This is a genomic window from Pseudomonas sp. SDO5271_S396, from assembly GCF_054071795.1.
Map to the genome: position 1 here is coordinate 1 of NZ_JBSVWB010000067.1, position 26821 is coordinate 26821.

Here is a 26821-nt window from a genome sequence, read left to right on the forward strand (position 1 = left end):
CCGCCGACCCTCTGCTTGTAAGGCAGATGCTCTCCCGGCTGAGCTAATCACCCTTTGCTTCGTTGAGGCCGCGAAATTTACGCAGGTACCGAACCTAAGTCAATAGCCTGCTTGAAGTTTTTCTGAAAAAGACAAAATAACTTCAACACGGCCACCTGCCCTACTCGCTGTAAATCATCTTCTTGCTCATGCCGCCGTCTACGACAAACTCCTGCCCGGTGACAAACCCGGCCTGACGCGACAGCAACCACGCGACCATCGCCGCCACATCCTCCACCGTCCCGACCCTGCCCGCCGGGTGCTGGGCATGATCGGCGTCGCTCAGCGGCTCGGCACGGCGTGCCGCGGGGTCACGGGCATCGATCCAGCCAGGGCTCACGGCATTGACCCGCACCTCCGGCCCCAGGCTGATGGCCAGTGCATGGGTCAAGGCCAGCAAACCGCCCTTGCTCGCCGCATAGGCTTCGGTGTCCGCCTCCGATTGACGGGCCCGGGTCGACGCCAGGTTGACGATCGCTCCGCCATGGGCGCAGGTAGGGCGCACAGTGCTTGGCCAGCAGCATCGGCCCGCTGAGGTTCACCGCAAGCACTCGGTTCCAGTACGCCAGGTCGAGGCTTTCCAGCGTGATGTTGTGCGGGTCGGCCACTGCCGCGTTGCACACCAACGCATCCAACCGTCCAAACTGCCCCAGCACTTCAGCCACACCCTGGGCCACTTGCTTCTCGTCAGCGACGTCCATGGTGATGAACCACGCGTTGTCGCCCAACACCTTGGACACCCGGGTGCCGCGCTCGCGGTCCAGATCGGTCAACACCACCTGCCAGCCTTCGCTGATCAGCCACGCCGCAATCCCGAGGCCAATGCCCCGCGCCGCGCCCGTGACCAGCGCAACGCGCCCGTTACTGGCTGTCGCGGCTTCCATGGACCACTCGATCACAAGGCCGCCAGCCCGCGCGCCAGGTCTGCCTGCAAGTCGATCACGTCTTCCAGGCCCACCGCGATGCGAATCAGGCTGTCACGGATGCCCGCCGCCTCACGCTCCTGCGGCGCCAGACGCCCATGGGAGGTGGTGCTCGGGTGAGTAATGGTGGTCTTGCTGTCGCCCAGGTTGGCAGTGATGGAGATGAGGCGCGTGGCATCGATAAAGCGCCAGGCGCCCTCTTTGCCACCCTTCACTTCAAAGCTCACCACGGCGCCGAAACCGCGTTGCTGGCGCTGGGCCAACTCGTGTTGCGGATGGCTCTTGAGGCCGGCGTAGTGGACCTTCTCGATGCCGTCCTGCTGTTCCAGCCACTCGGCCAGTGCCTGGGCGTTGGCGCAATGCGCGCGCATGCGCAGGTTAAGGGTTTCCAGGCCCTTGAGGAAAATCCACGCGTTGAACGGGCTCAGGGTCGGGCCCGCGGTGCGCAAGAAGCCCACCACTTCCTTCATCTGATCGCTGCGACCGGCAACCACACCGCCCATGCAACGGCCCTGGCCGTCAATGAACTTGGTGGCCGAATGCACCACGATGTCCGCACCCAGTTTCAGCGGTTGCTGCAATGCAGGCGTGCAGAAGCAGTTGTCCACCACCAGCATCGCGCCCTTGGCGTGGGCCACTTCGGACAATGCGGCGATGTCCACCAGCTCGGCCAGCGGGTTCGACGGCGACTCGACGAACAGCAACCTGGTATTGGCCTTGATCGCCGCATCCCAACCGGAAAGATCCGCCAGGGGCACATAATCCACTTCGATGCCGAAGCGCTTGAAATACTTCTCGAACAGACTGATGGTCGAGCCGAACACGCTGCGCGAGACCAGCACATGATCACCGGCGCTGCACAGGCTCATCACCACCGCGAGGATTGCCGCCATGCCAGTGGCCGTGGCCACGGCCTGCTCGGCGCCTTCCAAAGCCGCAATGCGCTCTTCGAACGCACGCACAGTCGGGTTGGTATAACGCGAATAAACGTTACCCGGCACTTCACCGGCAAAGCGCGCGGCGGCGTCGGCAGCGGTGCGGAACACATAGCTGGAGGTGAAGAACATCGGATCGCCGTGCTCACCTTCCGGTGTACGGTGCTGACCAGCACGCACAGCCAGGGTATCGAAAGCTACGCCATCGAGGTCGCTGTCCAACCGACCGGCATCCCATTCCTGACTCATGCTGCCACTCCTTACTCAATGCTTTATTTAGATACAAAACCGGCCCCTCAGGGCCGGTTGTCACTCAGTTGTTGTACAGATCGATGATCGCGCTGACCGCCTGGGTCTTGATCTTCGAGGAGTCGTTACGCGCCTGCTCGATCTTGTTCAGGTAGGCCTCGTCGACATCACCGGTCACGTACTTGCCGTCGAATACGGCGCAATCGAACTGGTCGATCTTGATCTTGCCGCCGCCGACCGCTTCGATCAGGTCCGGCAGGTCCTGGTAGATCAGCCAGTCAGCACCGATCAGGTCGGCAACGTCCTGGGTCGAACGGTTGTGAGCGATCAGCTCGTGGGCGCTTGGCATGTCGATGCCGTAGACGTTCGGGTAACGCACGGCAGGTGCCGCCGAACAGAAGTACACATTCTTCGCACCGGCTTCGCGCGCCATCTGGATGATCTGCTTGCAGGTGGTACCGCGTACGATGGAGTCGTCCACCAGCATCACGTTCTTGCCGCGAAATTCCAGCTCGATAGCGTTGAGCTTCTGGCGTACCGACTTCTTGCGCGCCGCCTGGCCCGGCATGATGAAGGTGCGGCCGATGTAGCGGTTCTTCACGAAACCTTCGCGGAACTTGACGCCCAGATGGTTGGCAAGCTCCAGCGCTGCGGTACGGCTGGTGTCCGGGATCGGGATCACCACGTCGATGTCATGTTCCGGACGCTCGCGCAGGATCTTCTCGGCCAGCTTCTCGCCCATGCGCAGACGCGCCTTGTACACCGAAACGCCGTCGATGATCGAGTCCGGACGCGCCAGGTAAACGTGTTCGAAGATGCACGGAGTGAGTTTCGGCGCCACGGCGCACTGACGGGTATGCAGCTTGCCGTCTTCGGTGATGTACACCGCTTCGCCCGGCGCGAGGTCGCGGATCAGGGTGAAGCCCAGCACGTCCAGGGACACGCTTTCGGACGCAATCATGTACTCGACGCCTTCGTCGGTGTGACGCTGGCCGAACACGATCGGGCGAATGCCATGGGGGTCACGGAAGCCGACGATGCCATAACCGGTGATCATCGCCACCACGGCATAACCGCCGACACAGCGGTTGTGTACGTCGGTGACGGCGGCGAACACGTCTTCTTCGGTCGGTTGCAGCTTGCCGCGCTGGGCCAGCTCGTGAGCGAACACGTTGAGCAGCACTTCCGAGTCGGAACTGGTGTTGACGTGGCGCAGGTCAGACTCGTAGATCTCCTTGGCCAGTTGCTCAACGTTGGTCAGGTTACCGTTGTGCGCCAGGGTGATGCCGTAAGGCGAGTTGACGTAAAACGGCTGGGCCTCAGCCGAAGTCGAGCTGCCGGCTGTCGGGTAACGCACGTGGCCAATGCCCATGTGCCCGACCAGACGCTGCATGTGACGCTGATGGAACACGTCACGCACCAGGCCATTGTCCTTGCGCAGGAATAACCGGCCGTCGTGGCTGGTCACAATACCGGCAGCATCCTGGCCGCGGTGCTGGAGCACGGTTAGCGCGTCATACAGCGCCTGATTGACGTTCGACTTACCGACGATACCGACGATGCCACACATGCGACGCAACCCCTACTTAATGAAACTTGACTGAACACGACTTACTGAGGCGTTTTGGCCGGCAAGAGGTGTTCCTTGAACGGAATGTCAGCGGGTACGCTGATTCCGCTGGCCAGCCACTGACTGCTCCACCCCAATATGAGGTTCTTGGACCAATCTGCAACCAATAGAAATTTTGGCACGAGTACCGACTCCTGCCACCACGAATCCTGCTGTACCGGCCCCAGGCTCAACAGCCCGACCGCCACGACCACCAGCAACGCGCCACGCGCGGCGCCAAAGGCCATGCCGAGGAATCGATCGGTCCCGGACAGGCCGGTGACACGTATCAACTCGCCAATAAGATAATTGACCATTGCTCCCACCAGCAGCGTGGCGATGAACATGATGGCGCAGCCCGCGATGACGCGAGCCGAAGGTGTCTCGATGTATCCGGCCAGGTAAACCGACAATGAACCCCCGAACATCCAGGCTACGACGCCTGCAATGACCCAGGTCACCAACGACAGTGCTTCTTTTACAAAGCCGCGGCTCAGACTGATCAAAGCGGAGATGGCGACGATCGCTACGATCGCCCAATCAACCCAGGTAAATGGCACGTTTGAGCCTACGGACGGATAAGGCGGCGCATTTTAGCAGAGCGTCGAGCTGTCGGTAAGCGGTGATTGCGGCTGCTTTGCAAATCAATAGGTTGTGGCGAGCGCACCCAATCTCAACCCCAAAAAAAAACCAATGGGGGAGCTGGCTTGCTTGCGGTGGGGGCGGCACATTCAACATCATTGTTGACTGACCCACCGTCATCGCAGGCAAGCCAGCTCCCACCTTTGGCTTGCATTCCAACCCGAGATTGGCGGTATTAACCGCGCTCAGGCTGGAACCGGGTAACGAACCCCTTCAGGTTCTGCTGGCGATCCAGCAGGTCCCGCAGGCGATCCGCCTCGGCGCGCTCGATCAGCGGCCCGATAAACACCCGGTTCTTGCCATCCGCCGTGCGGATATAGGCGTTATAGCCCTGGGCACGCAATTTCTTCTGCAAGGCATCGGCGCTTTCGCGGTTGCCGAGGCTCGCGACCTGGATCGACCAACTGATCGGCAAGCCGTTCGGGTCGATACGGCTCTGGCCCACGTCCGGCTTGCCCGGCGCGGCTGGCTGTGGCACAACCGGCTTCGGCACAGGCGCAGGCGCTGCCGGCTTGGCCGCAGCGACCGGCGCAGTCGGAGCAGGCGTCGGCTTGACCACCGGCACGCTGGGCTGCACAGGCACCGAAGGGGCCTGCTGGGCCGCCACTTCATCGTCGCTCGGCACAGGCTCTTCCTCAGGCAACGCCTGCGGCTCGGGCACCACCACCGGCTGGACCTGCACTTGCGGCATCACAGGCGCCTGGGGTGCAGCCGGCGCTTCGACCACGACCTGGCGCTCTTCGTCCTGGCGGGAAAACAGCATGGGCAGGAAAATCACCGCCAGCGCCACCAGCACCAGGGCGCCGACCATGCGCTGCTTGTATGCGCTATCCAGTAATGCCATGTGCAGCTTCCTCCGTGGAGCGCCGGGCCAACCACTCGAGCGCCTCGGCAACACAATAAAATGACCCGAACAACAGAATCTCGTCATCAGCGGTCGCTAGCGTACATTGCGCCTCAAGGGCCGCAGTGACACTGGCATACGACGCCACCGGCGCGCCAAGGTTCTGCAACGCCACCATCAACTCGGCAGCCGGCCGGCTGCGTGGCGAATCCAGCGGCGCCACGGCCCAGGCCTGAACGCTGCCCAGCAACGGCGCGACCACACCGTCAAGATCCTTGTCGGCCAACAAACCGAAGACCGCCAGACGACGACCGACCGGCGGCGTACGCGACAAGCGCTGTGCCAGGTACTCGGCAGCGTGGGGGTTATGGCCTACATCCAGCAACAGGTTCAGTCGCTTGCCTTGCCAGTCGAACGTGCGACGATCCAGACGCCCCACGACGCGGGTCGCCAACAACGTCGCGGCAATCTGCTCGGCGTTCCATGGCAGGTCCAGCAGCAAATAGGCCTGCAAGGCCAGCGCGGCGTTTTCCATCGGCAGGTTCAACAGCGGCAGATCGCGCAGCGTCACGGCCTGGCCACGGGCGTCTCGCCCATGCCATTGCCAGTGCTGCGCACCGATCTCGAGACCGAATTCGCGGCCACGCAGGAAAAACGGGCAGTCCAGCTCGCGCACCTTGTCCAGCAAGGTGTGCGGCGGGTCCAGATCACCACAGAGTGCCGGCTTGCCCTGACGGAAGATCCCGGCCTTTTCATAGGCCACGGACTCCCGGGTATTACCCAGGTAGTCGGCATGGTCGATGCCGATACTGGTGACCAGCGCCAGGTCGGCGTCCACCACGTTGACCGTGTCCAAGCGCCCACCCAGGCCGACTTCCAGCACCACCGCATCCAGTTGTGCACGCTCGAACAGCCAGAACGCCGCCAGGGTGCCCATCTCGAAGTAGGTCAGGGAAATATCGCCACGCCCGGCATCCAGCGCAGCGAAAGCTTCGCAGAGCTGCTCATCGGTGGCTTCGACACCATTGAGCTGCACCCGCTCGTTGTAACGCAGCAGGTGCGGGGAATTGTAGACGCCGACTTTCAGCCCTTGGGCCTGCAGCAGCGCCGCGACAAAGGCACAGGTCGAGCCTTTGCCGTTGGTACCGGTCACCGTGATCACGCGCGGTGCCGGGCGGCCCAACCCGAGGCGGGCCGCTACCTGTTGCGAGCGCTCCAGGCCCATGTCGATGGCGGACGGATGCAACTGCTCAAGGTAGGCGAGCCATTCGCCCAGGGTACGCTGGGTCATAGGTTTGCAGGCACCGGCGGCACAACGATCGGCTCGACTTTGGGCGCGACATACACAGGTGTCGGCAGGCCCATCATTTGCGCCAGCAGGTTGCCCAGACGCGGACGCAGTTCGCCGCGCGGGATGATCAGGTCGATGGCGCCGTGTTCCAGCAGGAACTCGCTGCGCTGGAAGCCTTCCGGCAGTTTTTCGCGCACGGTCTGCTCGATCACGCGAGGGCCGGCAAAGCCGATCAGCGCTTTTGGCTCGCCGACGATCACGTCACCCAGCATCGCCAGGCTCGCGGAAACACCGCCGTAGACCGGGTCGGTCAGTACGGAGATGAACGGGATGCCTTCTTCACGCAGCCGCGCCAGTACCGCAGAGGTCTTGGCCATTTGCATCAGGGAAATCAGGGCTTCCTGCATGCGCGCACCACCGGAGGCGGCGAAGCACACCATCGGGCAGCGGTTTTCCAAGGCATAGTTGGCGGCACGCACGAAGCGCTCACCGACGATGGCGCCCATGGAACCGCCCATGAAAGAGAACTCGAACGCCGAAACAACGACAGGCATGCCCAGCAGCTTGCCGCTGACGGAGACCAGCGCGTCTTTCTCGCCGGTCTGCTTCTGGGCTGCGGTCAGGCGGTCCTTGTACTTCTTGCCGTCGCGGAACTTGAGGCGGTCGACCGGTTCCAGGTCAGCGCCCAGCTCGGCACGACCTTCGGCGTCCAGGAAAATATCGATGCGGGCGCGGGCGCCGATACGCATGTGGTGGTTGCACTTGGGGCAAACGTCCAGGGTCTTTTCCAGCTCCGGACGGTACAGCACCGCGTCGCAGGAGGGGCACTTGTGCCACAGACCTTCAGGAACCGAGCTTTTCTTCACCTCGGAACGCATGATCGAAGGGATCAGTTTGTCTACTAACCAGTTGCTCATGCTTTCTTTCTCCAGTACCGGTGGCTTGAACACAGCCCCGCGTATGCCCTTGAGCTCAATTCATATGTGGCGATGACACATGCTGGACGGGGTCAGACGTTCGACCGGCCATTTCCCGCATGAGTCCTCAGCCTTCCAGACAACCTGCCAACGCAGGGTTGCCACTTCATGTCCGGACCGCCCGCAGGCGACACCGGTCTGTTTTACACAGTGGTAGTTATGGACGGCGGCAGACTGCGCGCCGTCACATCCTGTCACTGCTGTTGCGCACGGCCTGCATGAACGCGCGAATCCTGTGGTGATCCTTGATGCCCTTGCCCTGCTCCACGCCACCGCTGACGTCCACGGCGTAAGGTCGCACCTGTTCGATCGCCGCCCCGACATTCTCGGGGTTGAGCCCGCCAGCCAGGATGATCGGCTTGCTCAGGCTGGCCGGTATCAGCGACCAGTCGAACGCTTCGCCGGTGCCGCCGGGCACGCCTTCGACGTAAGTGTCCAGTAGAATCCCGCGCGCCCCGCTGTAGGCAGCGCATGCGGCAGCGATATCATCCCCGGCCTTGACCCGCAGCGCCTTGATATACGGCCGTTGATAGCTTTCGCATTCGCCTGGGGTTTCATCGCCATGGAACTGCAGCATGTCCAGCGGTACGGCATCCAGGGTTTCGTTGAGTTCGCAGCGGCTGGCGTTGACGAACAAGCCCACGGTGGTCACGAACGGCGGCAGCGCGGCGATGATCGCCCGTGCCTGCAACACGTTCACCGCACGCGGGCTCCTGGCATAAAACACGAAACCGATGGCGTCCGCCCCCGCTTCCACAGCCGCCAGCGCGTCTTCCGTGCGGGTAATCCCGCAAATCTTGCTGCGAACGGCTGACATGTCGTGAAAACCTCAGGGTTGAACCGAGAAAGTCCCGGATGGTAACAAAAGCTTTTCCGGGCGTCAGCCGCCAAGTTCGCTGAAACCGGTGAGGAAGTGCGGACCGAGGAAGCGATCTGGCAATTCGAATTCGTCGCGGTATTCCACCCCCACCAGGTACAGGCCAAAAGGATGCGCCGTCACGCCACCCGTGCGGCGGATGCGACTTTCCAGTACCTCTTTGGCCCACTCCACCGGGCGCTCGCCGGCGCCGATGGTCATCAGCACTCCGGCAATGTTGCGCACCATATGATGCAGGAACGCGCCGGCACGGATATCCAGCACGATCATCTTGCCGTGGCGCGTCACCCGCAGGTGATGGACTTCCTTGATCGGTGACTTGGCCTGGCACTGGCCCGCCCGGAACGCGCTGAAATCATGGGTGCCCACCAGGTGCTGCGCCGCCTCGGCCATACGCTCGACGTCCAGCGGACGGTGGTTCCAGGTGATTTCTTCGTTGAGGTGTGCCGGGCGGATCTGATCGTTGTAGATCACATAACGATAGCGCCGGGCGATGGCCTTGAAGCGCGCATGAAAGTGCGCCGGCATGACCTTGGCCCAACTGACGCTGATGTCGTGGGGCAAATTGATATTGGCGCCCATTACCCACGCTTTCAGGGAGCGCTCGGCCTGGGTGTCGAAGTGCACCACCTGCCCGCAAGCATGTACGCCGGCATCGGTACGCCCGGCACACATCAGCGAGACCGGCGAATCGGCGACTTTCGACAAGGCATTCTCGAGGGTTTCCTGCACCGTGGGCACGCCCGACGCCTGGCGCTGCCAGCCGCGATAGCGCGAGCCTTTGTATTCCACGCCCAGGGCGATCCTGTAAAAGCCTGCGGCCGCTATTTCGGCGGCCGCGTTATCTATATTTGCCAAGAGCTGAGAGCCTGATGAGTTGCGCAAAGGCAGCCATTATAAAGGCCGAAGTAGCGTGATGGGCGCTTTTGTTAAGGCCGGGCTCCAAGGTAAATGTGGGAATACCGCCCTGGACACCCCGCCTGCGCCTTTGAAGCCATCAAAGACAGTTGTTCCCACATTGGATTGCTGTCGCCCGTCAGATACGGCCGAGCATTTCCTTGGCCTCGCCGCGCTGAGTCTCGTCACCTTCGGTCAGCACCTCGGTGAGGATATCCCGCGCTCCGTCCGCATCGCCCATGTCGATGTAGGCCTGGGCCAGGTCGAGCTTGGTGGCAACTTCGTCGGTACCGGAGAGGAAGTCGAATTCCGGCTCATCATCGCCCAGCGCCGCATCTTCCGCAGTGAAGGAGGGTTCGATGGACGGATGCTCCAGGCTCTGGGACAAACGATCCAGCTCGGCGTTGACGTCGTCCAGCTCCGAAGTGAAGGCATCCGGCTCGGCAGACGGGGTCTGCGGCTCGTCGGCCAGGGACAGGTCAAAATCTTCCGGCAGGTCGAAATCGTCCAATGCGGCCGGAGTGAGGGTCGGCGGCTCGACCGCCGGCGCGTCCTTCATCGCATCCTCAAGACCCGAGAGGAAGTCGTCGTCCGATTGCGCCGTGCCAGGCGCGTCCAGTTGCAGGTCCAGGTCGAAATCCGACAAGTCATCGGGGCTGGCCTTGGCCTCGGTCTGCTGTTGCAGGACCGACTCGAAGCTCAAGTCGTCCGGGCTGACCACGGCCGGCGAAGCGGCTTCCAGGTCGTCAAGGCTCAGGTCGAAATCGGTGTCGAAAGCATCGGGCTCGGGCTGGGCAGCCGGCGCTTCGGGTTTGTCTTCGAGCAAATCCTTGACGTACTGGGCATCCAGCGCCGCAGCGGCGACCACGGCACTGACGCCTGCCGCCAGCACCGCCATGGCCGGGAAGCGACTCTTGAGCTGTTCGACCTGGGCATGGTTTTCACCATTGGCCACCAGTTGACGCTCCTGGCCGACAAAACCGTCCTTGTTGTCCTGCAGGCCGTAGACCTCCATCAACTTCAAGCGCAGGTCGCTGCGTTTGGGTTCGTGCTTGATCGCTTGTTCCAACACATCGGCGGCCTGGTTCAGGTGACCACGGTCGATATGGGATTGAGCCTGCGCCAGCGCGTCGCTGGAGTTCTGCGGATTGACGGCCACGGCCAGTGGCGCGAGTACGGAAGCCACGGTCGGCACCACCACCGGCTCCACCACAGGCGCAGGCGCCGGAGCAGGTGCCAGCTTGACGCTCGGCGGCGGCACTTCCAGGCCTTCGAAGCTGTCTGGCGGCAGGTCATGATCGATGTTCGAGGCAAAGACCGGCTCTTCCGCCAGCGCACGCGCCATGCGCAGGTGTTTTTCCTCTTCACGGCGGGCGTTGCGATGGCGCAACAACAGCAGCAGGAGCAGCAATGCCAGCAACCCTGCGGCGCCACCGACGACACCCAGCACCACCGGATTGGTCAGCAGTTCGTTGAACTTGCCTTCGTCGCTGGCTGCAGGCGTGGCGTCCGCTTTGGTCGGCTCGGGCGCGGGGGCTGCCGGCGCAGGCGCCGCTTGCGGCGTTGCCGGGGCGGCAGGTGCAGCGTCAGGCGCGTTGGCCAGTTGCGCCGGGATCACCGCCGTCGGCGCTGTCGACTGGGCAGCCGGGTCAGCCTTTTCAGCCTGCAAGCGGGCCAGTTGGTCGTTTTTCAGCTGGATCAGCTTCTGCAACTTGTCCAACTGGCTTTGCAGGTCGGCTGCACGGCTTTTCAGTTCGGCATTGTCACGACGCGCGGTGTCCAGCTCTTCCTGGGTCATCGCCAGCTTGTCGCTCAAGGCACGGCTGTCAGCGGCCTTGCCCTTCACACCTTTCTTGGCCGACTCGGCCGATACCAGACTCAGGTTGTCCTGGGTATTGGTGCTCGAAGGCGCGTTGCCGGCCTGGGTGCGCTTGGTGGCATCCAGTTGTTGCTTGCCCGCCGCCGGGTTGGTCGCCGTGCGGCGGCCCTGACGCCAGGCATTGTTCTGCGCGGAAACTTCGGCAATCGCCTTGGATTGCGGCAATGCGGTGCTTTGAACGGTGTCCGGCAGGCGCAGGACCTGGCCGGTTTTCAGACGGTTGATATTACCGTCGATAAAAGCGTCCGGGTTCAGCGCCTGAATGGCCAGCATGGTTTGCTGCACCGAGGCGCCATGGCGGTTCTTCTCGGCGATCTCCCACAACGTATCGCGAGAGGTGGTGGTGTGCTGGGCCGGTTTGCTCACCGCGGGTGCCGGGCCGGCCGGGGCACTCTGGCGCGGCGTTGGAGCAGGTGCGGCAGCAGTCGGCGCAGGCTGGTCGAACTTGGCCGGGTCGAGCAACACGCTGTAGTCACGCATCAACCGGCCATTGGGCCACTGCACTTGCAACAGGAAACGGATGTAGGAATCGGGCAGCGGTTTGCTGGAGGTGACACGCACCACGCTGCGGCCGTTGGGGTTGATCACCGGGGTGAAGGTCAGCTCATCGAGAAACTTCTGACGGTCGACACCTGCGTCAACAAAGGCCTGGGACGATGCCAGGCTCGGGGTGATCTCGGAAGCGGTGAGGCCACCGACATCGAGCAATTCGATTTCCACCGACAGCGGCTGGTTCAACTTCGACTTGAGGGTCATTTCCCCCAGCTGCAGCGCTTGCGCCATACCGGAGGACAGCGCCGAGGCGGCCGCTATTGCTAACACCAGTTTGCGAACTTGAACCATAGCCTCATCCTTTGTTTGAACACTCCCCGACCTGCGAGAAGGTTGGTAACCGCTGCCATTAAGGCATGGCGAGCCGATAGGTCACCGACGCGCAACTGTTCCTGCCTGGGGCCAAGCATAGCGCCTGGTTAGAATCAATCTACAAATTGCCGCCAAGTATCTTTTACACAAGGCGTTTTATCAACAACTGCGCCAGCTGTACGGCGTTTAGTGCCGAACCTTTGCGTACGTTATCTGACGTCAGCCACAGATTTAGTTCCGCCGGGTCGTCCACCCCGGCGCGGACCCGACCGACATACACCACATCCTGGCCGACCGCATCGCCAACCGCTGTAGGGAAATCCCCGTCTTCAACCAACTCGATGCCCGGCGCCGAATCCAGCACGCGGTTGACCGCCGCCAGATCGACCGCCCCGCCCAGTTGCAGCGACACTGTCAGGCTATCGCCAAAAAACACCGGGGCTTGAACGCAGGCAGCGGAAATCTTCAGCGACGGCATGCCCAGCACGGCACGCAGCTCGTGCACCAGGCGCTTCTCCAGTGCCGTGTGCCCCTCGGCGTCCGGCGTGCCGACCTGTGCCAGCAGGTTAAAAGCCACTTGCCGATCAAAGAACTGCGGCTCCAGCGGGCGCATGTTCAGCAGCTCGGCAGTTTGTCGGGCCAGCTCGCTGACGGCTTCGCGCCCCTGGGCCGACATCGCCAGGCTGGCCGTGACAGTGACACGCTGGATATCCAGCACGCCACGCAACGGCGCCAGCACCACCGCAAGGTTCGTGGCCGATGGACTCGGGCTGCCGAGCTGGAATGGCGGCTTGAGGCCATCCAGCACCTGGGCATTGGCTTCCGGCACCACCGGCTCTGCCGGCAACGCACCGGACAGGTCGATCACCGCGCAGCCCGCTGCCGTGGCGCGCGGGGCGAAACTCAGGGTCGCCGCAGGGCCCGCCGCGAAGAACGCCAGCTTGACCTGATTGAAGTCAAACTCGTCGACCTCCTTGACCCGCACGTTCTTGCCGCGAAACGGCACCGAAGCGCCTGCCGAGTTACTGCCCGCCAGCAAGTGCAGCGCGCCCACCGGGAAGTCCAGCTCTTCGAGAATTTGCACCAGGGTTTCGCCAACGGTGCCGGTCGCGCCGATCACGGCGATATCAAAGGTCTGGGTCATGGGGGCTGCCTCGGGCATTGCGGGGGGAGCGGCACTTTACCGGGTGATGGGGCAATTGGGCCAGTTTTTGTGGCGGGGCTGATGGCTCTATCGCAGGCAAGCCAGCTCCCACATTTTGATTTATGAACACCGTCCAATGTGGGAGCTGCGGTGCGACGATTCGACTTGCCTGCGATAGCTGCCTCATGAACAACAAAAAACCCGCGCCTGTCACCAGAGCGCGGGTTTCCTGTATTGCCTCAAGCGATCAACGCTCCAGCAGGATCCGCAGCATGCGGCGCAGCGGTTCGGCGGCGCCCCACAGCAATTGGTCGCCAACGGTGAATGCGCCCAGGTACTGGGTACCCATGTTCAGCTTGCGCAGACGCCCCACCGGGATGTTCAGCGTGCCGGTGACCTTGGTCGGGCTCAGCTCCTGCATGCTGATGTCACGGTTGTTCGGCACCAGCTTGACCCACGGGTTGTGCTGGCTGATCAGCGATTCGATATCGGCGATCGGCACGTCCTTGTTCAGCTTGATGGTCAGCGCCTGGCTGTGGCAACGCATGGCACCGATGCGCACGCAGATACCGTCCACCGGGATCGGGCTCTTGAAGCGGCCCAGGATCTTGTTGGTTTCGGCCTGAGCCTTCCACTCTTCGCGGCTCTGGCCGTTCGGCAGCTCTTTATCGATCCACGGGATCAGGCTGCCGGCCAGCGGCACGCCGAAGTTTTCGGTCGGGTACGCATCGCTGCGCATGGCTTCGGCCACACGACGGTCGATATCCAGAATCGCACTGGCCGGGTCAGCCAGTTGATCGGCCACGGCAGCGTGGGTCGCGCCCATCTGCTTGATCAGTTCACGCATGTTCTGCGCGCCGGCACCGGAGGCCGCCTGATAGGTCATGGCGCTCATCCACTCGACCAGGCCGGCTTCGAACAGGCCGCCCAGGCCCATCAGCATCAGGCTGACGGTGCAGTTGCCGCCGATGTAGTTCTTGGTGCCCGCATCCAACTGCTGGTCGATGACCTTGCGGTTCACCGGATCCAGGATGATCACGGCATCGTCCTGCATGCGCAGGCTGGACGCGGCATCGATCCAGTAGCCCTGCCACCCGGCTTCGCGCAGCTTGGGGAAGACTTCGCTGGTGTAGTCGCCACCCTGGCAGGTCAGAATCACGTCGAGGGTCTTGAGCTCTTCAATGCTGTAGGCGTCCTTGAGCGGAGCAATGTCCTTGCCCACGGACGGCCCTTGGCCACCTACGTTCGAAGTGGTGAAAAACACCGGCTCAATAAGATCGAAATCCTGCTCTTCCAGCATCCGCTGCATGAGCACGGAACCGACCATACCGCGCCAACCGATCAGACCTACACGTTTCATCGCAACTACACCTTGTTAAAAAGTGGGCCGCCTGCAGCAACTTCTGCAAGGGGGCCCGAGAGATTACAGATTCCGCAGCGCCGCGACTACTGCGTCGCCCATTTCTTGCGTGCCGATTTTGGTGCAACCCTGCGACCAGATGTCGCCGGTCCGCAGGCCCTGGTCCAGGACCAGGCTCACGGCTTTCTCGATGGCATCCGCCGCGTCCGCCAGGTTGAAGCTGTAACGCAGCATCATCGACACCGACAGGATGGTCGCCAGCGGGTTGGCAATGCCCTGTCCGGCGATATCCGGCGCCGAGCCGTGGCAAGGCTCGTACATGCCTTTGTTGTTGGTGTCCAGGGACGCCGACGGCAGCATGCCGATGGAACCGGTGAGCATCGAGGCCTGGTCGGACAGGATGTCGCCGAACAGGTTGTCAGTGACGATCACGTCGAACTGCTTGGGCGCGCGCACCAGTTGCATGGCGGCGTTGTCGACGTACATGTGGCTCAGTTCGACGTCCGGGTAGTCCTTGGCCACGTCTTCGACGATTTCACGCCACAGCTGGCTGGAAGCCAGTACGTTGGCCTTGTCCACCGAGCAGACCTTCTTGCCACGCACGCGGGCCATGTCGAAGCCGACGCGGGCGATACGGCGGATTTCGCTTTCGCTGTACGGCAGGGTGTCGTAAGCCTGGCGCTCGCCATTTTCCAGCTCACGCACGCCGCGTGGTGCGCCGAAATAGATACCGCCGGTCAGCTCACGCACGATCAGGATGTCGAGGCCCGACACCACCTCCGGCTTGAGGCTCGAGGCATCGGCCAGCTGCGGGTAAAGGATGGCCGGACGCAGGTTGCCGAACAGACCCAGTTGTGCACGGATTTTCAGCAGGCCGCGCTCCGGGCGAATGTCGCGCTCGATCTTGTCCCATTTCGGGCCGCCCACGGCACCCAGCAACACCGCGTCGGCGGCGCGGGCGCGCTCCAGGGTTTCATCGGCCAGCGGCACGCCGTGCTTGTCGATGGCGGCGCCGCCGATCACGTCGTGGCTCAGCTCGAAGCCCAGGCTGTATTTGCTGTTGGCCAGCTCCAGCACCTTGACCGCTTCGGCCATGATTTCCGGACCAATACCGTCGCCTGGAAGAATCAGAATCTGCTTGCTCATGCTTTCCTCGTTTCAATCGGGCGACCTGCCCGTGGGCAGGTCGGAAAAATAATCAGCGTTCGGCCCACACCACCAGCACATCGGTGCTGAACGTGCCGTCGGCTTGAATCTCGTAATAATCGCGTACTTCCTGACCCATGGCCTGTTGCAGCTCAAGGATCGCCGCGCGCAACACCTCTGGCGTCCGCATGCGCTCGACCCACGAGGTGTATTCCAGGCGCAGCCGTTGGCGACTGCTGCTGCGCACGTGCAAACCGGCCTCGCTGAGCTGCTGCATCCACTCGGCAGCGGAGTAGTCGCGCACGTGGCTGGTGTCGCGCAACACTTCGACGGTTTGCAGGTAAGTGTCCAACAGCGGGCTGCCCGGCGACAAGACGTCGATGAACGCCGCCACGCCGCCCGGTTTCAGCACTCGACGCACTTCGCGCAACGCCACGCCCAGATCGCTCCAGTGGTGGGCCGAATAGCGGCTGAACACGAAGTCGAACTCACCGTCGGCGAACGGCAGGCGCTCGGCGTAACCGCGTACGGTACTGATGTTGTCGAGACCGCGATCAGCCGCAGCGGCGGCCACCACATCGAGCATCTGCTGGGACAGGTCGTAGGCCACCACGTCTTTGACCAGCGGCGCCACGTTGAAACTCACATGCCCGGCCCCGCAGCCCAAATCCAGCAGGCGTGCAGCGCCCTGCCCGGCCAGTTCGGCCTGGAGCAGCGCGAATTCGGTGCCTTGAGCGTGTACGGCGCTGCTCAGATAGGCCGAGGCTTGCTCGCCGAATTGTTTTTGCACGACTTGGGTGTGGGCGGTGGTGGTCATGGTGGTTTCCTTGGGTTTTGGGGTGGTTGTACGGGCGCTATCGCAGGCAAGCCAGCTCCCACAGTTGGAATGCATTCCAATGTGGGAGCCGGGCTTGCCCGCGATGGGGCCCGCACGGTCTACCGCAAATCAGGCATCGCGAAACAACCAGGGCTGGCTCGCCCGGTGCCTGGCCTCAAACGCCGCAATCGCATCGCCGTCCTGCAAGGTCAGGCCGATATCGTCCAGGCCATTGAGCAGGCAGTGCTTGCGGAACGCATCCACTTCAAAGTGATACACCTTGCCGTCCGGACGGGTCACGGTCTGCGCGGCCAGGTCGACGGTCAACTGGTAGCCCTCTTCGGCTTCCACCTGTTTGAACAACTCGTCGACTTCCGCTTCGGTCAGGATGATCGGCAGCAAGCCGTTCTTGAAGCTGTTGTTGAAGAAGATGTCGGCGTAGCTCGGCGCGATGATGCTGCGAAAGCCATATTCATCCAGCGCCCATGGCGCGTGTTCACGGCTGGAGCCGCAACCGAAGTTCTCCCGGGCCAGCAGCACGCTGGCGCCTTGATAACGCTCGGCGTTGAGTACGAAATCCTTGTTCAACGGACGCTTGGAGTTGTCCTGGTAGGCATAGCCCACGTCCAGGTAGCGCCACTCGTCGAACAGGTTCGGGCCGAAACCGGTGCGCTTGATCGACTTCAAGAACTGCTTGGGGATGATCTGGTCAGTGTCGACGTTGGCACGGTCCAAGGGGGCGACAAGGCCGGTGTGTTGGGTAAAAGCACGCATCGGTTATTCCTCAGATCAATTCGCGAACGTCGATGAAACGACCGTTGACGGCAGCGGCGGTGGCCATGGCCGGGCTGACCAGGTGTGTACGGCCACCGGCGCCCTGACGCCCTTCGAAGTTACGGTTGGAGGTAGACGCGCAGTGCTCGCCCGACTCCAGCCGGTCCGGGTTCATCGCCAGGCACATGGAGCAGCCTGGCTCGCGCCATTCAAAACCGGCTTCGAGAAAGATCTTGTCCAGGCCTTCCGCCTCGGCCTGCTCTTTGACCAGGCCCGAACCTGGCACCACGATGGCTTGCTTGATGGTCGACGCCACTTTGCGGCCCTTGGCAATTACCGCCGCAGCGCGCAGGTCTTCGATCCGCGAGTTGGTGCAGGAGCCGATGAACACGCGGTCCAACTGGATATCGGTGATCGCCTGGTTGGCCTTGAGGCCCATGTATTTCAGGGCGCGCTCGATGGAGCCACGCTTGACCAGGTCGGCTTCTTTAGCCGGGTCCGGCACGTTCTGGTCGACAGCCAGCACCATTTCCGGCGAGGTGCCCCAGCTCACTTGCGGTTTGATTTGGGCCGCGTCCAGTTCGACCACGGTGTCGAACACAGCGTCGGCGTCGGACACCAGGTCCTTCCAGGCTTCGACCGCGGCGTCCCAATCGGCACCCTGCGGTGCGAACGGACGACCCTTGACGTATTCAATGGTCTTTTCGTCCGCTGCCACCATGCCCACCCGGGCACCGGCTTCGATGGACATGTTGCAGATGGTCATGCGGCCTTCGATGGAGAGGTCACGAATGGCGCTGCCGGCGAACTCGATGGCATGGCCGTTGCCGCCGGCGGTGCCGATCTTGCCGATCACGGCCAGCACGATGTCTTTGGCGGTCACGCCGAAGGGCAATTTGCCTTCGACCAAAACCTGCATGTTCTTCATCTTTTTGGCGACCAGGCACTGGGTGGCGAACACATGCTCCACCTCGGAAGTGCCGATACCGTGGGCCAACGCGCCGAACGCACCGTGGGTAGAGGTGTGGGAGTCGCCACACACGACGGTCATGCCCGGCAAAGTGGCGCCCTGCTCCGGACCGATCACGTGCACGATGCCTTGACGCACGTCATTCATCTTGAATTCGGTGATGCCATATTCGTCGCAGTAGTCGTCGAGGGTTTGCACCTGCAAGCGCGAGACCTGGTCGACAATGGCGTCGATGCCGCCCTTGCGCTCCGGGGTGGTCGGCACGTTGTGGTCCGGGGTCGCGATGATGGAGTCGACGCGCCAGGGCTTGCGCCCGGCCAGACGCAGGCCTTCGAACGCTTGGGGCGAGGTCACTTCATGGATGATGTGACGGTCGATATAGATCAGCGACGACCCATCGTCGCGCCGTTTCACTTCATGGGAATCCCAAAGCTTGTCGTAAAGCGTTTTGCCGGCCATCAGTCGGTCCTCATCATCGGTCTTTCTATGCCCTGGGCGTTCAATAACCCTTTGGCTTGTGAGGCTGATGGTATGGCGCTACATTAAATAACTCAAATTCATATTTTTTATGCTTTGGATTACCAATTGGAATACACAAAATGGACCTGGCCAACCTCAATGCTTTTATCGCCATTGCCGAAACCGGCAGCTTCTCCGGCGCCGGTGAACGCCTGCACCTGACACAGCCGGCCATCAGCAAACGCATCGCCGGTTTGGAACAACAATTGAACGTGCGCCTGTTCGATCGCCTGGGCCGTGAAGTCGGCCTGACCGAGGCCGGGCGCGCCTTGTTGCCGCGCGCTTACCAGATCCTGAATGTGCTGGATGACACCCGCCGCGCCCTCACCAACCTCACCGGCGAAGTCAGCGGGCGCCTGACCCTGGCCACCAGTCACCACATCGGCCTGCACCGCCTGCCCCCGGTGCTGCGCACCTTTACCCGGGAATACCCGAACGTGGCGCTGGATATTCAGTTCCTGGATTCGGAAGTGGCCTACGAAGAAATCCTCCATGGCCGCGCCGAAGTGGCGGTGATCACCTTGGCGCCCGATCCCCACCACCTGGTCCGCGCCACCCCGGTGTGGGACGACCCGCTGGACTTCGTGGTGGCACCGGAACACAGCCTGGCCGGCAACGCTACCGTGAGCCTGGCCGATATCGCCGGCCACCCGGCGGTATTCCCCGGTGGCAACACCTTTACCCACCATATTGTCAGCCGGCTGTTCGAGGCCCAGGGCCTCGCACCGAACATCGCCATGAGCACTAACTACCTGGAAACCATCAAGATGATGGTGTCGATCGGCCTGGCCTGGAGCGTGCTGCCGCGCACCATGCTCGATGATCAGGTGGCAAGCATCGCTTTGCCGGGCATACAGCTCAGTCGCCAGCTAGGCTATATCGTGCACACCGAAAGGACGCTGTCGAACGCTGCGCGGGCTTTCATGAGCCTATTGGATGCACAGGTCGATTTGCCAGGGATACCGGCATGAAGCTGTGCGGCCTCGAGGCCTGAGCCAGTCCGCGCCGAACGCCCATCGAGCCAAGGCCCTTTGATAATGCGCAACCCCGTCGATTCCGTGCCACCGCTGCCCCGCATTTACGCCTTGGACCCTCAAGAGGCGGAACAGAGCTGGGAGAGCGCCCCGCAATTGCTGGCGGCGCTCAATGCTGCCCGACTGGGCGCCTGGTGCTGGGAAATCGACTCGGGAAAAATAAGTTGGTCGCGCGGCACCCAGGCGCTGTTCGGCTTCGACCCGCGCCAGCCGCTGCCCAAGGACCTGGACTACCTCGACCTGCTCGCTCCGGAAGACAGTGCCCGGGTGGTGCGCGCATTTCATGCGGTACTGGCCGGCGAGCCGTTCGAACAGGCCATGCATCACCGTATCCAGTGGCCCGACGGCAGCCTGCACTGGCTGGAAATCAACGGTAGCCTGGCGCCGGACAAGAACGGACGGCGGCGCATGATCGGTGTGATCCGCGAGATCACCCATCAGCGAGACCGTGAAAACGCCCTCAGCCACTCCGAAAAACGCTTCGCCACGCTGTTTCACCTGTGCCCGAACATGGTCTTGCTCACCCGCCAGTCCGACGGACTGATCAGCGAGGCCAATCAGTATTTCGAAATGCTCTTCGGCTGGCCGCTGGCCGATGCCATTGGCCGCACAACCCTGGAACTGGGCCTGTGGCGCCATCCCGAGCAACGCGCGCTGCTGGTCAAGGCCACCCAGCGCAAAGGCGAGCCCATCACCATGGAGGTGCAGTTTTGCGCCAGCAATGGCCAGATCCACGACGGCACCCTCAGCGCGCAAAAGGTTGAACTGGAGGGCGAGGCGTATCTGATCAGTACCTTCCTCGACACCACTGAACGTAAAAATGCCGAACAAGCCCTCAAGGACAGCCAGGAACGCCTTGATCTGGCACTCGACTCCGCGCAGCTGGGCACCTGGGACTGGCACATTCCCACCGGCATGCTCTACGGTTCGGCCCGCGCAGCCCAATTGCATGGCCTGCCACCCGAGCCCTTTCATGAATCCTTCGATGCGTTTTTCGAAGGCATGCCCGATGAAGATCGCGACAACATGCGCAACGCCTATCGCACCCTGCGCGAAGGCCCCGCCGGCAACTATCAGTTGACCTACCGCGTACCCATGGAGGACGGCAGCTCCCGCTACCTGGAAAGTCGCGCACGCCTGTACCGCGACGAACAAGGCGCGCCACTGCGCATGGCCGGCACCCTGCTGGACATCACCGACCAGGTTGAACGCGAGCAACGCCTGACCGCCTCCGAAGAGAAATTCGCCAGCCTGTTCCAGGCCAGTCCCGACCCGATCTGCGTCACCTGCCTGGACAGCGGCGCCTTTATCGAGATCAACCCTGCATTTACCCAGACCTTCGGCTGGACCGCCGCCGAGGTCATCGACAAGAGTGCCGATCAGATCGGCTTGTGGGACGAGTCGAGCAAGCGCCTGCAACGCATCGAACGGGTGATTCGCGAACAGGCCCTGAGCAACGTGGCGATCGTGGTGCACCCCAAGGCTGGCCCGAGCCTGACCTGTGTGATTTCCAGCCGCTTGATCAAGGTCGGCGACCAGCCGTGCATCGTCACCACCTTGCGTGACATTACTCACCAGCAACGTTCGGAAGCCGCCCTGAAGGCCAGCGAAGAAAAATTCGCCAAGGCCTTTCACTCAAGCCCCGACGCGATTTCCATCACCGAGCGCGATACCGGGCGCTATGTGGAGGTCAACGACGGTTTCTGCCGCCTCACCGGTTACCGCGCCGAAGAGGCGATTGGCTTGACGCTGTACCAGATCGGCATCTGGGCCGATGAAAACCAGCGCGCCGCGCTGCTGGCCGAGTTGCAGATCAAAGGGCGCATCCATCACCTGGAAATGCTTTGGCACAACAAACGGGGTGATCTGCTGTCGGTCGAGGTGTCGGTAGAGCCGATCACCCTCAATGAAACCCCTTGCCTGCTGCTGACCGCGCGTGACGTCAGCCTGCTGAAAAACGCCCAGGCACAGATCCGCCACCTGGCCTACCACGATCCACTGACCAACCTGCCCAATCGCGCACTGCTGATGGACCGCCTCAGTCAGCAGATCGCCCTGCTCAAGCGCCATAACCTGCGCGGCGCCCTGCTGTTCCTCGACCTCGATCACTTCAAGCACATCAACGACTCCCTCGGTCACCCGGTGGGCGACACGGTGCTGAAGATTGTCACCGCCCGCCTGGAAGCCAGCGTGCGCATGGAGGACACGGTGGCGCGCCTGGGCGGCGATGAATTCGTGGTGCTGCTCAGCGGTCTTGACGGCTCGCGCACGGAAGTCAGCGGTCAGGTGCAGGAGCTGTCCGACACCTTGCGCGAATTGCTCTCCGAACCGATGTTCCTCGATGGGCATCGCTTGCAGGTCACCCCCAGCATTGGCGTGGCATTGATCCCGGATCATGGCTCCACGCCCGCCGACCTGCTCAAACGTGCCGACATTGCCCTGTACCGCGCCAAGGATTCGGGACGCAACACCACGCAGATGTTTCACAACAGCATGCAGAAGACCGCCAGCGAACGGCTGCGGATGGAAACCGACCTGCGCCTGGCCCTGTCACGCGGTGAATTCAGCGTGCATTACCAACCCCAGGTGGATGCGCGCAGCAACCGAATCGTCGGTGCCGAGGCACTGGTGCGTTGGCAGCATCCGCAACTGGGCGCGCAGTCGCCCGCTGAATTCATCAAGGTGCTGGAGGACAGTGGCCTGATCCTTGAAGTGGGCACCTGGATCCTCGACGAGGCCTGCGCGGCGTTTCAACAGTTGATCGCCGACGGTCTGGTGGACCCGCTGAATTTCAGCCTGTGCGTGAACATCAGCCCACGGCAGTTTCGCCAGAACGATTTCGTCGAGCGCGTGGAGCGCAGCCTCAAACAGCACCAACTGCCGTTGAGTCTGTTGAAGCTGGAGATCACCGAAGGCATCGTGATCCAGAACCTCGACGACACCATCAGCAAGATGCGCCGCCTGAAAAAGCTCGGTGTGAGTTTTGCGATGGACGACTTCGGCACCGGCTACTCATCCCTCACCTACCTCAAGCGCCTGCCGGTGGATGCGCTGAAGATCGACCAATCGTTCGTACGCGACGCGACCCACGACCCCAACGACGCGGAAATCATCCGCGCCATCGTGGCCATGGCCCGCAGCCTGAACCTGGAGGTGATCGCCGAGGGCGTGGAAACCCCGGAGCAACTGGCGTTTCTGCAAAAGCTGGGTTGCCATTTGTTCCAGGGGTATTTGCATAGCCGGCCGTTGCCGATGGAGGGGTTCAGGCGGTTGCTGGGCTGAATCCGCTACGCCGCAACCGCCGGGTGAGGCATGCCCAACAAGCGACTGACCTGCTCCAGTTCGGTCTCCCGGCGCAAAGCGGTGAACAGTTCCACCGCCTCCGGGTAGTTGCGTGTCAGCATCGCCAGCCATTGCTTCAGACGGCCCGGTGCCTGGCGCTCGGTGAGTTGCTCGACCGATTGAGTCCAGAAATCCTGAAGCATGGGTTGCATCTGTGCCCAGGTCATCTCGACCACTTCTTCACCGGCCCGGGCAGCAGCGATCTGGCGCGCCAGGTCCGGGCGCGCGACCAGGCCGCGACCGAGCATGATGTCTTCGGCGCCGCTGACTTCGCGGCAACGCTTCCAGTCTTCGACGCTCCAGATGTCGCCATTGGCGAATACGGGAACCTTGACCACGTCCTGTACCCGGGGGATCCACTCCCAATGGGCCGGCGGCTTATAGCCATCGGTCTTGGTGCGGGCATGCACCACGATATGCGCGGCGCCCCCTTCGGCAAGCGCCGTGGCGCAGACCAGCGCGCCGTCCGGGCTGTCGAAGCCCAGGCGCATCTTCGCGGTCACCGGAATGTGGGCCGGTACGGCACGGCGTACATGTTCGACGATCTGGTTGAGCAGCTCCGGCTCCTTGAGCAGCACCGCACCGCCCCGGGATTTATTGACGGTCTTGGCCGGGCAGCCGAAGTTGAGGTCGATCACTTGCGAACCCAGCTCGCAGGCCAGGGCGGCGTTTTCCGCCAGGCACACCGGGTCGGAACCGAGCAACTGCACACGCAGCGGCACACCGGCCGCGGTGTGGGCACCGTGCAGCAGTTCCGGGGCAAGCTTGTGGAAATAGGCGGGGGTCAACAGACGGTCGTTGACGCGGATGAATTCGGTCACGCACCAGTCAATACCGCCGACACGGGTCAGCACGTCCCGCAGGATGTTGTCGACCAACCCCTCCATGGGCGCCAAAGCAATTTGCATGGAAAACACTCAACAAAAATCGTGGCGCAGTTTACTGGGTTTCCTGCGGCAACCGTTAACCCCCTGTCAGCGCGGGACCATAACTGTCAAGAAACTCCGCTGGCATGCGCTTGGGCTTGCCAGTGGAGAGCTCGATGCAGACAAAGGTGGTCTGCGCACGCAGCAGGGTCGCGCCATCGCGGGGGCGGATCAGCTGAAAGCGGCGGGTCATTTTCAGGCGCTGGTCCCAGTCGACGATCCAAGTGCCGAGTTGCAGCTCATCGCCCTCGTAACCGGCCGCGAGGTAGTCGATCTCATGGCGCACCACCGCCATGGCGCGGTCCAGGCGGCGATATTCGGTGAGGTCCAACCCCAGGCGCTGGGAGTGACGCCACGCACAGCGTTCCAGCCAGGACACGTAGACCGCGTTATTGGCGTGCCCCAGCCCGTCGATGTCTTCAGGGGCCACCTGCAGATCGATGATAAACGGCGTTGCCAAATCCCAGCCCATGTCGTGCTCCCGGTCGATTAACGTGACCGGGGCAGTGTATCAGGCCGTTTGCCGTGCCTGTAGGCGAGCACCGGCCAACAAGGCCAGTACGCCTTCGATCACACGGGGATCAGCCAACACTTTCTGATGACCGCCCTGCTCCAGGCGCAGCAGGCGGCTGTCAAACCAGGCGTCGTGGATCTTTTGCGAGGCCTTGACCGGTACGAAGGTGTCGTCTTCGGCGTGCACGATCAGGCCGGGAACGTTCATCTGGTAATGAGCCACATCCAGGTGCTTGAGAGGCATGCCGAAGGCGTGCTCCACTTCCTGGATAAACGCCGAGCGCGCCCGCGGCGGCAAGCCGACCATGCGCGTAAAACCACGCAACACGTCCAGGAACCGCGACGGCGCCGCAATACTCACCAGCGCCTCAGTGCGCAGCCCCAGTTGGACAGCGAGCATCGCGCTGGCCCCGCCCATGGAGTGCCCCACCACCGCGTGCAGCGGCGGCAGCTCGTTCGCCGCCTCCAGCATGGCGCGGGCGAACAGCAACAAATGCGCCTCACGCCCGGGTGAACGTCCGTGGGCCGGGCCTTCCAGGGCAATCACCGAGTAACCGTCCTGCACCAGCGCCGTGATCAGGCTGGCGAACTGTGTGGGACGCCCCTCCCAGCCGTGCATCAGCAGCACCGCGGGCCCCTGCCCCCAGCGCAAGGCCGACAGGCCGAAACGCAGGGTGATGCGCTCCGATTGCGCCAGCAGTGGCAGCTCCCAATCACGTGGAGGCAAATTGCGCGGTGTCATGAACGTACGGCGCATGCGGTTGGCCACCGCTTGCGGCGCCAGCCGGCCCAAAGTGCCATTGACGCCACGAATCCAGGTTAACGCGCCCATCGCAAGCCCTCCTCAGCGATCAGCGCACCGCCGACTTGGCGGCACGCAGCACACGGTCCGACAACTCGCCAGGCCCCAAGGCGCGAGCGAGTGCCAGGCCACCAATCATCAGGGCCATGTCGGCCAGGGCCTTGTCGGTGTCCTCCGGGCTGGCGGCCAATTGCGCCGCCATCAATTCACAGTGCTCGTTCAACGCCTCGCGGAAGGTGTCCGGCAGGCGCGACATTTCGCCCACGGTCGCCGGGATCGGGCAGGCCTGTGCGGTCGAGTCGCGATGCTTGCGTGACAGGTAGAACGCCGCGACCAGGCCCCTGCGCTCTTCACCGGTCAGTTGCGGGTCCATGTCGTCGATGGAGGCGCGGCGGCGGGCCAACAGCTGGGTGAAGGCCTCCAGCATCAGCGCATCCTTGCTTTCGAAATGCGCGTAGAAACCGCCCACGGTCAGCCCCGCCGCCCCCATGACTTCGCCCACGCTCGGTTCAGCCGGGCCGCGCTGGATCAGCGCAGCACTGGCGGCTTGCAGGATGCGTTCGCGGGTTTGCGCTTTTTTATCGTTCATCGTTTGCCTCCGGGTCCCATGGGTTGAATATTATTACCATAATAATATTTGGCAAGCCACTCGCATGACCACTCGTCCGAGCACATCACTGGGAATAAATCACTCGTCTCAATCGTTCTCCGTGCAACGAACCCTGAAGTGGAGTCATCGCGATGGCCTGGAGGCAACAAAACGAGAAGTGCGCGTGGGTGGCTGGAGAGGCCCCCTACATCTTTGATAATGAATACACAGCCAACTTCATCAGCAGCTTCAGCACGGTGCTGATTTCGAGAATTGAGGCTGAAGGAGTAGGCAACCAGCCATTCGGCAAGTTTTTCAACGACAGCGACGGACACGCCGAATACAACTTCCTGCAGGCCCTGCGTGCCAATGAGTGGGTATTCGACGCGGGCTATCAAGAGATCGTGGTACGCATCAACAACTCGCCCTGTCGGCAATGCTGCGTACTGTTCAAACAATTTATGGAAGACATCCGAGAGCGCTTTCCGAACACCACGCTGGTGATCGAAGCCGCCAATATCTATCACCCAAATGACCCGACGGATCAAGGCTGCCTGCGCGCAATTTCACGCCTGCCGGGCATTCGGGTGGAAATGTGGAACGTTGCACTGGAGAACGCCCAGAACCAGGGTCCGCAGGTCGATGCTGCGAAAGAAATGGCGCGTGTCAGAAAATCGCTGCGCACCGCTGAAGTGGTTCGAAAAATGCCCTGACTCGCCGGCGCAAAAAACTCAAACGCCAGACAAACAAAAGGGCCATTCAATAATTGAATGACCCTTAAAAATCCCGCAGAGCGGGTAAACGTGGCGTCCCCTAGGGGACTCGAACCCCTGTTACCGCCGTGAAAGGGCGGTGTCCT

The 26821-nt window shown here is 62.4% G+C and carries 22 protein-coding genes and 1 pseudogene; 3 read left to right on the forward strand and 20 right to left on the reverse strand.

All coding sequences use genetic code 11. The features are described from left to right. Positions 1 to 160: 160 nt before the first annotated feature. From ACW9IN_RS27790 to leuC, 16 genes and pseudogenes are all read right to left on the reverse strand, one after another. Positions 161 to 923, reverse strand: a pseudogene (locus ACW9IN_RS27790) (SDR family oxidoreductase). A gap of 11 nt (positions 924 to 934) precedes the next feature. Beyond that, positions 935 to 2146, reverse strand: coding sequence for an O-succinylhomoserine sulfhydrylase (locus ACW9IN_RS27795; RefSeq protein WP_457368870.1), 1212 nt, complete (start codon positions 2144 to 2146; stop codon positions 935 to 937). Positions 2147 to 2210: 64 nt separating this feature from the next. After that, the gene (gene purF / locus ACW9IN_RS27800; protein ID WP_016970961.1) at positions 2211 to 3716 is read right to left on the reverse strand and encodes an amidophosphoribosyltransferase; all 1506 of its coding nucleotides are present in this window, start codon (positions 3714 to 3716) and stop codon (positions 2211 to 2213) included. Between the two features lie 41 nt (positions 3717 to 3757). Next, the gene (locus ACW9IN_RS27805) at positions 3758 to 4315 is read right to left on the reverse strand and encodes a CvpA family protein (RefSeq protein ID WP_457368871.1); all 558 of its coding nucleotides are present in this window, start codon (positions 4313 to 4315) and stop codon (positions 3758 to 3760) included. Between the two features lie 257 nt (positions 4316 to 4572). Further along, positions 4573 to 5241 carry an SPOR domain-containing protein gene (locus tag ACW9IN_RS27810; protein WP_457368872.1) on the reverse strand — a complete coding sequence of 223 codons (669 nt, stop codon included), beginning with the start codon at positions 5239 to 5241 and terminating at the stop codon, positions 4573 to 4575. Beyond that, positions 5225 to 6532 (reverse strand): bifunctional tetrahydrofolate synthase/dihydrofolate synthase, encoded by a 1308-nt coding sequence (gene folC, locus ACW9IN_RS27815; protein ID WP_457368873.1) that lies wholly within the window; start codon positions 6530 to 6532, stop codon positions 5225 to 5227. The genes ACW9IN_RS27810 and folC overlap by 17 nt, the downstream gene beginning before the upstream one ends. Then, positions 6529 to 7449 carry an acetyl-CoA carboxylase, carboxyltransferase subunit beta gene (accD, locus tag ACW9IN_RS27820; RefSeq protein WP_457368874.1) on the reverse strand — a complete coding sequence of 307 codons (921 nt, stop codon included), beginning with the start codon at positions 7447 to 7449 and terminating at the stop codon, positions 6529 to 6531. The genes folC and accD overlap by 4 nt, the downstream gene beginning before the upstream one ends. A gap of 244 nt (positions 7450 to 7693) precedes the next feature. After that, positions 7694 to 8326 carry a phosphoribosylanthranilate isomerase gene (locus ACW9IN_RS27825; RefSeq protein WP_457368875.1) on the reverse strand — a complete coding sequence of 211 codons (633 nt, stop codon included), beginning with the start codon at positions 8324 to 8326 and terminating at the stop codon, positions 7694 to 7696. A 63-nt stretch (positions 8327 to 8389) separates the two neighbouring features. After that, on the reverse strand, positions 8390 to 9244 hold the full coding sequence (truA, locus tag ACW9IN_RS27830) for a tRNA pseudouridine(38-40) synthase TruA (RefSeq protein ID WP_457368876.1): 855 nt from the start codon (positions 9242 to 9244) through the stop codon (positions 8390 to 8392). A gap of 178 nt (positions 9245 to 9422) precedes the next feature. Beyond that, the gene (locus ACW9IN_RS27835; RefSeq protein ID WP_457368877.1) at positions 9423 to 12005 is read right to left on the reverse strand and encodes a FimV/HubP family polar landmark protein; all 2583 of its coding nucleotides are present in this window, start codon (positions 12003 to 12005) and stop codon (positions 9423 to 9425) included. Between the two features lie 163 nt (positions 12006 to 12168). After that, positions 12169 to 13170, reverse strand: coding sequence for an aspartate-semialdehyde dehydrogenase (locus ACW9IN_RS27840; protein ID WP_457368878.1), 1002 nt, complete (start codon positions 13168 to 13170; stop codon positions 12169 to 12171). 247 nt (positions 13171 to 13417) lie between these two features. Then, the gene (asd, locus tag ACW9IN_RS27845) at positions 13418 to 14530 is read right to left on the reverse strand and encodes an aspartate-semialdehyde dehydrogenase (RefSeq protein WP_457368879.1); all 1113 of its coding nucleotides are present in this window, start codon (positions 14528 to 14530) and stop codon (positions 13418 to 13420) included. 63 nt (positions 14531 to 14593) lie between these two features. After that, positions 14594 to 15676, reverse strand: coding sequence for a 3-isopropylmalate dehydrogenase (gene leuB / locus ACW9IN_RS27850; RefSeq protein WP_457368880.1), 1083 nt, complete (start codon positions 15674 to 15676; stop codon positions 14594 to 14596). Positions 15677 to 15728: 52 nt separating this feature from the next. Continuing rightward, positions 15729 to 16493 carry a class I SAM-dependent methyltransferase gene (locus ACW9IN_RS27855; RefSeq protein WP_457368881.1) on the reverse strand — a complete coding sequence of 255 codons (765 nt, stop codon included), beginning with the start codon at positions 16491 to 16493 and terminating at the stop codon, positions 15729 to 15731. A 129-nt stretch (positions 16494 to 16622) separates the two neighbouring features. Beyond that, positions 16623 to 17267: a 3-isopropylmalate dehydratase small subunit gene (gene leuD / locus ACW9IN_RS27860; RefSeq protein ID WP_457368882.1), complete on the reverse strand. Its 645-nt coding sequence runs from the start codon at positions 17265 to 17267 to the stop codon at positions 16623 to 16625. Between the two features lie 10 nt (positions 17268 to 17277). Next, positions 17278 to 18696 carry a 3-isopropylmalate dehydratase large subunit gene (leuC, locus tag ACW9IN_RS27865; RefSeq protein WP_457368883.1) on the reverse strand — a complete coding sequence of 473 codons (1419 nt, stop codon included), beginning with the start codon at positions 18694 to 18696 and terminating at the stop codon, positions 17278 to 17280. A 140-nt stretch (positions 18697 to 18836) separates the two neighbouring features. On the opposite strand from leuC, the gene ACW9IN_RS27870 reads away from it, so the two are divergent. Together ACW9IN_RS27870 and ACW9IN_RS27875 are read left to right on the forward strand one after the other, a co-directional pair. Then, positions 18837 to 19727 (forward strand): LysR family transcriptional regulator, encoded by an 891-nt coding sequence (locus ACW9IN_RS27870; RefSeq protein WP_457368884.1) that lies wholly within the window; start codon positions 18837 to 18839, stop codon positions 19725 to 19727. 66 nt (positions 19728 to 19793) lie between these two features. Further along, a complete protein-coding gene (locus tag ACW9IN_RS27875; protein ID WP_457368885.1) occupies positions 19794 to 23072 on the forward strand; it encodes an EAL domain-containing protein in 3279 nt (1092 codons plus the stop codon). A 5-nt stretch (positions 23073 to 23077) separates the two neighbouring features. On the opposite strand, the gene ACW9IN_RS27880 is transcribed toward ACW9IN_RS27875, so the two are convergent. From ACW9IN_RS27880 to ACW9IN_RS27895, 4 genes are read right to left on the reverse strand one after another with little or no spacing between them, the layout of a single operon-like run. After that, the gene (locus tag ACW9IN_RS27880) at positions 23078 to 24040 is read right to left on the reverse strand and encodes a tRNA dihydrouridine synthase (protein WP_178924463.1); all 963 of its coding nucleotides are present in this window, start codon (positions 24038 to 24040) and stop codon (positions 23078 to 23080) included. Between the two features lie 55 nt (positions 24041 to 24095). Then, on the reverse strand, positions 24096 to 24530 hold the full coding sequence (locus tag ACW9IN_RS27885; protein ID WP_457368886.1) for an acyl-CoA thioesterase: 435 nt from the start codon (positions 24528 to 24530) through the stop codon (positions 24096 to 24098). 39 nt (positions 24531 to 24569) lie between these two features. Next, positions 24570 to 25403: an alpha/beta fold hydrolase gene (locus ACW9IN_RS27890; RefSeq protein WP_457368887.1), complete on the reverse strand. Its 834-nt coding sequence runs from the start codon at positions 25401 to 25403 to the stop codon at positions 24570 to 24572. A 19-nt stretch (positions 25404 to 25422) separates the two neighbouring features. Continuing rightward, positions 25423 to 25962 carry a TetR/AcrR family transcriptional regulator gene (locus ACW9IN_RS27895; RefSeq protein ID WP_457368888.1) on the reverse strand — a complete coding sequence of 180 codons (540 nt, stop codon included), beginning with the start codon at positions 25960 to 25962 and terminating at the stop codon, positions 25423 to 25425. 152 nt (positions 25963 to 26114) lie between these two features. On the opposite strand from ACW9IN_RS27895, the gene ACW9IN_RS27900 reads away from it, so the two are divergent. Beyond that, a complete protein-coding gene (locus ACW9IN_RS27900; protein WP_457368889.1) occupies positions 26115 to 26675 on the forward strand; it encodes a hypothetical protein in 561 nt (186 codons plus the stop codon). Positions 26676 to 26821 lie beyond the last annotated feature (146 nt).